This window comes from Deinococcus pimensis DSM 21231 (genome assembly GCF_000519345.1).
Lineage (GTDB): Bacteria > Deinococcota > Deinococci > Deinococcales > Deinococcaceae > Deinococcus_A > Deinococcus_A pimensis.
Map to the genome: position 1 here is coordinate 76,607 of NZ_KI912637.1, position 9,381 is coordinate 85,987.

10 protein-coding genes and 1 pseudogene are annotated in these 9,381 nt (G+C 67.7%); 9 read left to right on the plus strand and 2 right to left on the minus strand.

All coding sequences use genetic code 11. From position 1 onward, the window contains the following. Nucleotides 1-335 (minus strand): annotated as a pseudogene (locus DEIPI_RS29775) (hypothetical protein); the annotation flags it as partial. Nucleotides 336-505: 170 nt separating this feature from the next. On the opposite strand from DEIPI_RS29775, the gene DEIPI_RS0109035 reads away from it, so the two are divergent. Continuing rightward, nucleotides 506-2,515: a protein kinase domain-containing protein gene (locus tag DEIPI_RS0109035; RefSeq protein WP_027481574.1), complete on the plus strand. Its 2,010-nt coding sequence runs from the start codon at nt 506-508 to the stop codon at nt 2,513-2,515. A 163-nt stretch (nt 2,516-2,678) separates the two neighbouring features. Here DEIPI_RS0109035 and speD read toward each other — a convergent pair whose 3' ends face one another. After that, nucleotides 2,679-3,119, minus strand: coding sequence for an adenosylmethionine decarboxylase (gene speD / locus DEIPI_RS0109040; RefSeq protein WP_027481575.1), 441 nt, complete (start codon nt 3,117-3,119; stop codon nt 2,679-2,681). Between the two features lie 350 nt (nt 3,120-3,469). Here speD and sdhC point away from each other — a divergent pair, with 350 nt between their 5' ends. The 8 genes from sdhC to DEIPI_RS39340 all read left to right on the plus strand — a co-directional run. Then, nucleotides 3,470-3,826: a succinate dehydrogenase, cytochrome b556 subunit gene (gene sdhC / locus DEIPI_RS0109045; protein WP_027481576.1), complete on the plus strand. Its 357-nt coding sequence runs from the start codon at nt 3,470-3,472 to the stop codon at nt 3,824-3,826. After that, nucleotides 3,827-4,204: a succinate dehydrogenase hydrophobic membrane anchor subunit gene (locus DEIPI_RS0109050; RefSeq protein WP_027481577.1), complete on the plus strand. Its 378-nt coding sequence runs from the start codon at nt 3,827-3,829 to the stop codon at nt 4,202-4,204. It begins immediately after the preceding gene. Between the two features lie 12 nt (nt 4,205-4,216). Further along, entirely contained in the window at nt 4,217-5,959 is a 1,743-nt protein-coding gene (sdhA, locus tag DEIPI_RS0109055) for a succinate dehydrogenase flavoprotein subunit (RefSeq protein WP_045233965.1), read from the plus strand. Nucleotides 5,960-5,972: 13 nt separating this feature from the next. After that, on the plus strand, nt 5,973-6,680 hold the full coding sequence (locus tag DEIPI_RS0109060; RefSeq protein ID WP_027481579.1) for a succinate dehydrogenase iron-sulfur subunit: 708 nt from the start codon (nt 5,973-5,975) through the stop codon (nt 6,678-6,680). Nucleotides 6,681-7,237: 557 nt separating this feature from the next. Further along, nucleotides 7,238-7,396, plus strand: coding sequence for a hypothetical protein (locus tag DEIPI_RS37590; protein WP_157463564.1), 159 nt, complete (start codon nt 7,238-7,240; stop codon nt 7,394-7,396). A gap of 2 nt (nt 7,397-7,398) precedes the next feature. Continuing rightward, entirely contained in the window at nt 7,399-7,737 is a 339-nt protein-coding gene (locus DEIPI_RS29780) for a hypothetical protein (RefSeq protein ID WP_045233966.1), read from the plus strand. Between the two features lie 63 nt (nt 7,738-7,800). Continuing rightward, a complete protein-coding gene (locus DEIPI_RS35465) occupies nt 7,801-8,499 on the plus strand; it encodes a DUF5819 family protein (RefSeq protein ID WP_027481580.1) in 699 nt (232 codons plus the stop codon). Further along, a partial coding sequence (locus DEIPI_RS39340) for an HTTM domain-containing protein (RefSeq protein WP_045233967.1) occupies nt 8,496-9,381 on the plus strand: 886 nt, incomplete at its 3' end. The genes DEIPI_RS35465 and DEIPI_RS39340, both read left to right, overlap by 4 nt.

Here is a 9,381-nt window from a genome sequence, read left to right on the forward strand (position 1 = left end):
AGGCGCCACAGGTGCGCGGCGAGCGTGCCCAGCGTGACGGACTCCTCGTCGGCGGGTTCCACGCCCGGCAGGTTCCAGCCCTCCACGTGCGGGCGGCCGCCCTCGGGCCGCTCAACCGTGCCGTACGTCGCCGGGACGGCGCTCGCGACGGTGAATTCGCGCCAGAGCTTGTCGGCGTAGCGGAAGCGCCTCAGCAGGGGCGATTCGAGGTCTCCCAGCAGCAGGCGGTCGCGCAGGGCGCCCAGAGAGCGCTTGCCTCCGCGCGGGTCGCGCCCGGCGAGCACGTCCGCGACCTTGTACTCGTACAGCTCCACCAGTTCCGGCCAGACGTCCACGCCTCCAGTATATGAGTGTTCGTGGTTTGTCACAGCGTGAAAAACTGGTGATGTTACCATGAAGCCAGAGCAAAGGAGTCCGGCTTGAACATCGGCAACCATGACACTGCGCGCCCCGTCCGACCCGTTCCGGTTCGGACCCGTCCCCTCGCGCTTCCCGGGAGGGCCGTGTGAGCGGTCCGCTGCTGCTCGCGGGACTCTTCGTCGTCTCGCTGCTGCTGCTGCTGCGTCTGCCCGAACGGGTCCTCGGCGTCACCGTCGCGCTGATCGTCACCGCCGTCGGCGTGGGCGTCGCGGCGCTCGGCACCCCCGACCGCGCGCAGAGCGCCCTCGTCGTCGCGGCGCTCCTGCTCGGCGCGAGCGTCATCACCGCCGAGGTCGCGTGGCCCCGCGTCCGCGCCCTGCGGCGCCGCCCCGCCCGCAAGCAGGCGCCTCCGCCGCCCGTGCTGTCGGGGCCGCGCACCACCGAGATCAACTTCAGCGAGTACGAGGTCCTCGACCGCATCGGCATCGGCGGCATGGGCAGCGTGTACCGCGCGCGCCGTCAGTCCGACGGACGCGTCGTGGCGCTCAAGGTGCCGCAGGAGAAGTACCTCGCCGACGCGAAGTTCGTCAAGCGCTTCTACCGCGAGGCGGAGGTGCTGCGCCGACTCGCGCACCCCAACATCGTCAAGGTCTACGACTACAAGGCCGAGGAGAACGAGCACTACATCGCGATGGAGTACCTCGACGGCGAGAGCCTCGAACAGCTTCTCGAGCAGACCCCGCCCAGCTACGAGCAGAGCGTGCAGATCATCCGCGCCATCGCGGACGCGCTGCGTCACATCCACGCGCAGAACATCGTGCACCGCGACATCAAGCCCGGCAACGTGATGGTGCTGCGCGGCGCCTTCAAGGACGGCCGCCTGCGCGAGGGCGGCGTGAAGCTCATGGACTTCGGCATCGCCGTCGGGAAGGTCCTGACGCGCCTCACCATGACGGGCGCGCGTGTCGGCACGCCCATCTACATGGCGCCCGAGCAGGCCAAGGGCAACAAGGTGGACGCCCGCAGCGACGTGTACAGCCTCGGGCTGGTGTTCTACGAGATGGTCACGGGCACCACCGCCTTCAAGGGCAGTTACGAGGCGGTCGTGCACCAGCAGGTCTTCGAGCAGGCCCGGCCGCCCAAGCAGGTGAAGCTCGACGTGCCGGGCCGCATGAACGACCTGATCCTCCACATGATCGAGAAGGACCCCGCCGCGCGTCCCACCCTCGACGAGATCATCGACGCGATCGACGCGGGCGTCCTGGAGGACGAGCGCTTCGACGACCCGTGGGCCGTCACGATCAGCGTCGGGGAACGGCAGGGCGCCCTGCGTCTGCTCGACGCGTCGGGCCGTCTGCGCCTCAGCCTGCGCGACCTGCAGGGCGAGGGCGCCCTGCCCGCCGCGCCGAGCGCGCTCGCGTCCACCCGCGCGGGCGACCTGTACATCGCGGTGGTGCAGTACCGCGCGGGCGGCAACGTGCCCAGCATGATCCGCAAGCTCGACGCGGCGGGCCGCGAACTCATGACCTTCGGACGCTACGGCCTCGGGGAGAGCGAACTGCTGCAGCCCGTCAGCCTCGCCGCGAGCAGCGAGCGCGTCTACGCCCTCGACGCGGAGACCTGCTTCGTGTCCATGTACGGCCCCAACGGGGAGTACCTCGGACGCTTCGGCGGACGCGGCACGGGTCGCGGCACCTTCGACCGCCCGCAGCTCGTCGCGGCGAGTCCCGCCGGGGACGTGTACGTCCTCGACACGGGCAACCGTCAGGTGCAGCGCTTCTCCCGCGAGGGCCGGTACCTGTCGCGCCTCGCGTTCAAGGTGGACCGCGCGGCCGAGGAGCTCCGCCCGCTCGACGGCCTCGCCGTGGACACCGAGGGGACCGTGTACATCGCGGACGCGCAGGCGCAGAAGATCCGCCGCATCGAGTCGGGCGGCAAGACGGGCGTCGTGTACCCCATCGAGCTGCTCCAGGGCGAGGCGGAGGACGCGCCGTGGCTCATGACCGTGGACCCGGAGGGGCACCTGTACGTCGTGCGGCAGGGCGGTCAGACGCTGCGCCGCTTCGCCCCGGACGGGCGCCTGCTCGCCACGATGGACACGTACTCGCCCGTGCTGGCGATCACGATGCTGGAACGCGGGGCCGTCCCGGCCTGAACGCGACTCGGGGAGGCGGGCGGACGCGAGGCGCGTCCGCCCGTTCGATTCTGTACGGCCGCGACGCCGCTCGTCGAGTACTTCCCGGGCGAGCTTCCGAGCGTACTCGGATGAACACGAACGGAGCAGGAGGACCTCCTGCTCCGTTCGTCTCTGCTTCTCTTCAGGCGATGCGCGCTTCGAGGTACTCGCGTTCGCCGCTCACGATGCGTTCCACCTCGGCGAGGTCCTTCGGGAACTCCTTGCCGCGGTTGATGAAGTGCGTGTCGTAGCGGCCCATCTCGAAGTGCTCGATGAGGTAGTTCAGGGCCTTCTGCACGTCGAACTCCTTGCAGGAGAAGACGTCGACGCTGAGGAAGCCGCGCTTCGGGAAGGTGTGGATGGCGATGTGCGACTCGGCGATGATGACCACGCCGGTGAAGCCCGCGTCGTCGCTCGTGGAGCCCTCGTAGGCCTGCACGTGCGGCGTCATGACCTTGGTCATGTCCATCTCGGCGGGAAGTTCTTCGAGGACCTGACGGATGAGCTCGGCGTCGGCGAGCTTTTCGGGGTTCGCGTGGTACCCGTCGATCATCAGGTGCGGGCCGAAACCAAAGAGTTCCATCTCAGCGACCTCCTCAGCGCAGCCCGTGCGCTGGAACCGGCCCTCCCGCCGCCCTCGCGGCGCCCGGTCTGGTGCCGCCCCGCAGGGCTGGGCACGATTGAAAAGACTACCGCCTGTCGCCACAAATGTCAAGAAATCCCCCGTCTTGAGCGAACGCGGGAGGCGGTCCGCGGGGACACGAAGGAGGGGTTTTCGGGACTACAATCACGCCTCCGGAGGGAGTCCCGCGTCCCGATCCCGGTGGGCGCGGGTGCTATTCTATGGGGCGGAAATAAAGCCCCCGCGAGGCAAACCAAGTCCGGCCTCAAACAGGGCCTCCCAACTCTCATTCCTTCCAAGGAGGACTCCTAATGTACCGAGGCAGAGAAGGGCAGTGGGCGTGGTTGCTCCACCGCCTGTCCGGTCTGGCCATCCTGGCCTACCTGATGCTCCACATCGTCAGCATCGGCTCCATGATTTTCGGCGAAGAGGTCTACATGAGCATCCACGAGATCTACGATCTCGCGCTCTTCCGGCTCGGCCTCATCGCCGTGGTGGGCGGCGTGCTCTACCACTCGCTCAACGGCCTGCGCGTCATCCTGCTCGACATGACGGGGCGCGGCATCGTCTACCAGCGGCAGCTGTTCTACGCCACGCTCGTCCTGACCCTCGCGGGCATGGCGTTCACAGCGTACAAGGTCATTCCGCGCGTCCTCGGAGGCTACTGAATGATCCGCGCCAAGACCTACAACGACGCGAAACAGCAGTCGCACACCAACGCCGAGCTGAACTGGTGGATCTTCATGCGCATCAGCGGCGTCGTCCTGACGTTCCTGATCCTCGGGCACATCTGGATGACGTACGTGCAGGTGTCCGAGAAGGACGCGACCTTCGACGCGGTCGTCTTCAAGCTCCAGCAGCCCGCGTGGAAGCTGTACGACTGGCTGATCCTGTCGCTGTCGCTGCTGCACGGCGCCAACGGCGCGCGCTACTCCATCGAGGACTACGTCCGGTCGCGCCCCAACCGCTTCTGGGTCAAGTCCATCTTCTACACCCTGATCGCCGCCCTGTTCGTGTTCGGCACGGTCGGGCTGTTCTCGATCTAACGAGGTCAACGCATGCAGCACCATCGTTACGACGTCATCGTGGTCGGCGCGGGCGGATCGGGCCTGATGGCCTCCCTGTACGCCGCGAAGAACAAGAACGTCTCCGTCGCCGTCATCTCCAAGCTCTACCCCACGCGCTCCCACACCGGCGCCGCCCAGGGCGGCGTCGGCGCGGCCCTCGGCAACGTCAGCGAGGACCACTGGGAGTGGCACATGTACGACACCGTCAAGGGCGGTGACTACCTCGCCGACCAGGACGCCGCCGAGATCTTCGCGAAGGACATCATCGACGCCGTCTACGAGCTCGAGCACATGGGCCTGCCCTTCTCGCGCCTCCCGAACGGCAAGATCGCGCAGCGCAAGTTCGGCGGTCACACCAAGGAGTTCGGCAAGGCCGCCGTGGAGCGCGCCTGCTACGCCGTGGACCGCACGGGCCACATGATCCTCCAGACGCTCTACCAGCAGAACGTCAAGGCGGGCACCACCTTCTTCAACGAGTTCCAGGTCCTCGACCTCATCATCGAGGACGGCGTGTGCCGCGGCGTCGTCGCGTACGAGATCAGCACGGGCGAGGTGCACGTCTTCCAGGCGAAGTCCGTCGTGCTGGCCGCGGGCGGGTACGGCCGCGTCTTCAAGATCACCTCGAACGCGCTCTCCCTCACGGGCGACCTGATGAGCATCTACTACCGCAAGGGCCTGCCCCTGGAGGACCTGGAGTTCTACCAGTTCCACCCGACCGGCATCGCGAAGCTCGGCATCCTCATCACGGAGGGCGCGCGCGGCGAGGGCGGCATCCTGCGCAACGACAGCGGCGAGCGCTTCATGGAGCGCTACGCGCCCAGCATCAAGGACCTCGCGCCGCGCGACATCGTGAGCCGCGCGATCTACATGGAGCTGCGCGAGGGCCGCGGGGCGGGCAAGGACAAGGACTACCTGCTGCTCGACCTGACGCACCTGCCGCGTGACGTGATCGAGGGCCGTCTGCCCGACATCACGGACTTCAGCCGCACGTACCTCGGCGTGGACCCCGTGACGGCGCCCGTGCCGATCCAGCCGACCGCGCACTACGCGATGGGCGGCATTCCCACCACGGTGGACGGCGAGTGCCTCGCGAACTCCAGCACGACCGTGCGCGGCCTGTACGCGGCGGGCGAGGTGGCCTGCGTGAGCCTGCACGGCGCGAACCGCCTCGGCACCAACAGCCTCGGTGACCTGATCGTGTTCGGCAAGCGCGCGGGCATCGCCGCCGCGAGGTACGCGCAGGACGCGCAGTTCGAGGACCTGCCCGCCCGCGCGGACGGCGCCGCCCTCGACGAGATCGAGCGTCTCAAGAGCGGTCACGGTACCGAGAACGCCGCGCGCATCCGCAAGGAACTCCAGGAGACCATGATGGACAACGTGTCCATCTACCGTACGGACGAGACGATGTCGCGTCAGGTGGAGATCCTGAAGGAACTGCAGGCCCGCTACCGCAACGTGAGCGTCACGGACACGAGCACGAAGTACAACACGGAGCTCATGGAGGCCATGGAGCTCGGGTACATGCTCGACGTCGCCGAGGCGATGACGGCGAGCGCCCTGAACCGCAAGGAGTCGCGCGGCGCGCACGCCCGCGAGGACTTCCCGGACCGTGACGACGAGAACTGGCTGAAGCACACCATGGCCTACCGCGACCTGTCGCGTCCCGGCGAGGTGAACATCGGCTACAAGAACGTGGTGCTCGGCAAGTTCGAGCCGAAGCCGCGCGTCTACTGAGGTTTGGAGACCCATGCACGTCAACCTGAAGATCCTGCGTTACAACCCCGAAGTGGACAAGAAGCCGCACTGGGAGACCTACAACGTCGAGTGCGAGCCGGGCGACCGTGTCCTCGACCTGCTCAACCACGTGAAGTGGTACGTGGAGCCCACCCTGACGTACCGCCGTTCCTGCGCGCACGGCGTGTGCGGCAGCGACGCGATGCTCATCAACGGCCGCAACCGTCTCGCGTGCAAGATCCTCATCCGTGACCTGACGAAGGACGGCGGGACCATCACGGTCGAGCCGATCCGTGGCCTGAAGGTGGAGAAGGACCTGCTCGTGGACATGGACCCGTTCTTCGAGAGCTACCGCGCGGTCCTGCCGTTCTTCATCAACGACGATCCCGTCCCGGCGGGCGAGCGCCTGCAGACCGTGGAGGACCGCGAACGCTTCGACCAGGGCACGAAGTGCATCCTGTGCGCGGCGTGCACGACGTCCTGCCCGATCTTCTGGGTGAACGGACGCTACCTCGGCCCGGCCGCGATCGTGCAGGCGCACCGCTTCATCTTCGACAGCCGCGACAAGGGCACGTCGGAGCGCCTGAACCTCCTGAACCAGAACACGGGCGTGTGGCGCTGCCGCACCGCGTACAACTGCACGGAAGCCTGCCCGCGCGAGATCCCGGTGACGCAGCTCATCGAGGAAGTGAAGCGCGCGATCATGTACCAGCAGGCCTGAACAAGTTGTAGAGACGCTGGGGCGGCCACGGCATAAGGACCGGGCCGCCCCGGTCCGTACGCAGCCAAAGGCTCGACGGCCACAACTGCAGGGAAGGACGCTGGGGCGGCCACGGCATAAGGACCGGGCCGCCCCGCCCATGAGTGTAGAGGCACGTCAACGCCCCAGGCAGGAGGACCCGACCGCTCGGGTCCGTACGCAGCCAAAGGCTGGACGGCCACAGTTGCAGGGAAGGACTCGGGGACGGCCCAGCCATGAGCGAGGGGCCGTCCCTGCTCTTTGTCCTTGTGGAACGCGAGCGTATTTCTTGATTCCACGATGAACCGTAAATAACTTCACGCCGATTGTCTTGCTGTATAGACGAATTTGACAGGAACTTCGTCCAGTACTAAGCTTGCCCGGTACCGGATGTTCGTTTACGGCGAACGCGAAAGAATTCTGAGCAGGAAGTGAAGCGGCCCCCTCTCCCGTCGCGACACTGATGATGCAGGACCTTGCTGCGGTCTGATTCTCGGAACACGTGACGCGGCGCTCGCGACGAGAGGGAGAGTGACTTCATGAACATCGACGCACGATGGAGAACGGTGCTGATCGCGCTGCTCCTCATGACCAGCCTCGCCTCGATCTTCGCGACGCAGAAGTTCCGCAACGTGTTCTTCGTGGTCATGCTTCTCATCGTGGTCCTCGTGGCCGCGCTGAAGAAGAGAGGGGAGTAGACATGAAGAAAAGTGGTTCGTTCGCCTTCGCGCTCGCGGTGGTCATCACCGCGGTGGGTCTCTCGAACAACACGAACGCCGTGGCGGTCTCAACCACGACGTCCGCGTCATCGGAGGAGCTGCTCGTGAACCGGGCGCCGAGCTGGACGTGGCGTGACTTCGGCAACGCCGTCGGCGGCAACGCCCTCGGCGGCGCCCTCGCGGGCGGCACGTACACCGCGCTGGTCGGCACGCCCGCCGCCACCGTGGGCGCGGCGGCCGGCGGTGTCGGTGGCGCGCTGTGGGGCGCCGCGACGTACGGCTGGAGTCAGGCGTTCGGCAGGAGCGCGCCGGACCAGTAACCGGACGTCTCGTCGGGGGGACGGCCGCGCGCGACGTCCCCCCTCCAAGACATGGGAGAGGGAATGACCAGCCTCAGGACACGACTCTCGCTCGCCCTGCGCGTCCTCGCGCTCGCGGTCTTCGCGAACCACTTCCTGCAGACCGCGCTGTACGTCATGCCGAACAACGTCCTCAAGGACGGCACGCTGCTCGGGCGCGTCAACGCCGCGTACATGCTGCCCTACTTCGATCAGGTCTGGACGCTGTTCGCGCCGAATCCGGTCTCCACGGACACGCTGCTGCTCGTGCAGTGCCTCGCGCCCGGCCAGAAGCCACGCGCGCACGCCTGGGTGGACATCCTCACGCCCGTCTGGGCGGCGAACCAGCGCAACCGCCTCTCCGCGTACGACCGCTTCAGCCGCACCATCGAGAATCCCCTGCGCGACATCGTGCAGCTCCCCATCCACCTCGTGGAGGCCGCGAAGAAGTGCGAGGGCGGTGACGCCGCCTCCTGCGACGCCGTGAAGAAGGGACGGCGCGCGAGCCGGGACCGCGCCCTCGGGCAGGTCCGTGACGCCGCGTCCGTCTACTGTCTCAACCTGCGCCGTGAGACGCGCCTTCCCTTCGAGCGCGTGAGCCGCATCGCGCTGCGGATCCGCGTGGTGACGCCGCCGACGTGGCGGGACCGCCACACGGCCCGGTCCCGCACCCAGGACTACGACCTCGGCGTCCACGCCACGCGCGTCGTCGCCGCCCCGCCCGTCTACAGGAGTTCACGATGACGCCCGCCACGTTCCTCCGGACGCTCCTCCTGCCACGGGAGCGCGTCCACCTCGTCGGGAGCCGCCTGCTGCAGCGGTTCGCGGGCTTCTTCCTGCTGTGGCGGGCCTTCACCGAGCTGCCCTTCGCCACGTACTTCTGGGGCGCGGGGGGCGTCGGGCACGGTCGACTCACGCCGTACTTCGGCGCGTCCGCCGCGCCGATCGAGCGCCTCCTCGACGGGCCGTCCGGCATCTACCTGCTGCTGGCCCTGCACGTCTCGGCGGGCCTGATGCTGCTGTTCGCGTGGCGCGGCGGGCTCGCCGCGTTCGTCGCGGCGTCCACGTTCATGATCCTCAACGCCCGCAACCCCGCCGTGGGCGACGGCGGCGACAACCTGCTGCAGCTCCTGCTGCTGTACATGGTCTTCCTCTCGACGGGCGCGCGGGCCGTCCCCGCCTGGCGGGTGTTCCTGCACAACCTCGCCGTGTACGCGGTCGTGGCGCAGTTGTGCGTCGTGTACTTCACCGCCGGGACGAGCAAGCTGATGGGTCCCACGTGGCTCGACGGGACCGCCATGTACCAGATCGCGCAGCTGCAGTGGTTCTCGCTGCCGATCTTCGCGGAGCTCTTCCGCAGCGCCGCGCTGTCCACCCTGGCGGGGTACGCCACCATCCTCTACCAGATCGCGTTCCCGTTCCTGATGCTCACGCGGCTGCGTGTGCCCGTCATCTGCTTCGGGATCACCCTGCACCTCGGCATCCTCCTCATGATGGGTCTCGTGACGTTCTCGGCGATCATGATCGGCGCGGAACTGCTGCTGCTCACCGACGAGGACTACCGGGACCTGCGCGCCCGCCGGGACGCCGCGCGCGAGCGGCTCACGCGACGCCTGCGGCGGCCCG

Bases quoted from the DNA above. Each gene is read 5' to 3' on its own strand.
- speD (WP_027481575.1), bottom strand. From the start codon at position 3,119: ATGGAACTCTTTGGTTTCGGCCCGCACCTGATGATCGACGGGTACCAC.
- sdhC (WP_027481576.1), top strand. From the start codon at position 3,470: ATGTACCGAGGCAGAGAAGGGCAGTGGGCGTGGTTGCTCCACCGCCTG.
- DEIPI_RS0109050 (WP_027481577.1), top strand. From the start codon at position 3,827: ATGATCCGCGCCAAGACCTACAACGACGCGAAACAGCAGTCGCACACC.
- sdhA (WP_045233965.1), top strand. From the start codon at position 4,217: ATGCAGCACCATCGTTACGACGTCATCGTGGTCGGCGCGGGCGGATCG.
- DEIPI_RS0109060 (WP_027481579.1), top strand. From the start codon at position 5,973: ATGCACGTCAACCTGAAGATCCTGCGTTACAACCCCGAAGTGGACAAG.
- DEIPI_RS37590 (WP_157463564.1), top strand. From the start codon at position 7,238: ATGAACATCGACGCACGATGGAGAACGGTGCTGATCGCGCTGCTCCTC.
- DEIPI_RS29780 (WP_045233966.1), top strand. From the start codon at position 7,399: ATGAAGAAAAGTGGTTCGTTCGCCTTCGCGCTCGCGGTGGTCATCACC.
- DEIPI_RS35465 (WP_027481580.1), top strand. From the start codon at position 7,801: ATGACCAGCCTCAGGACACGACTCTCGCTCGCCCTGCGCGTCCTCGCG.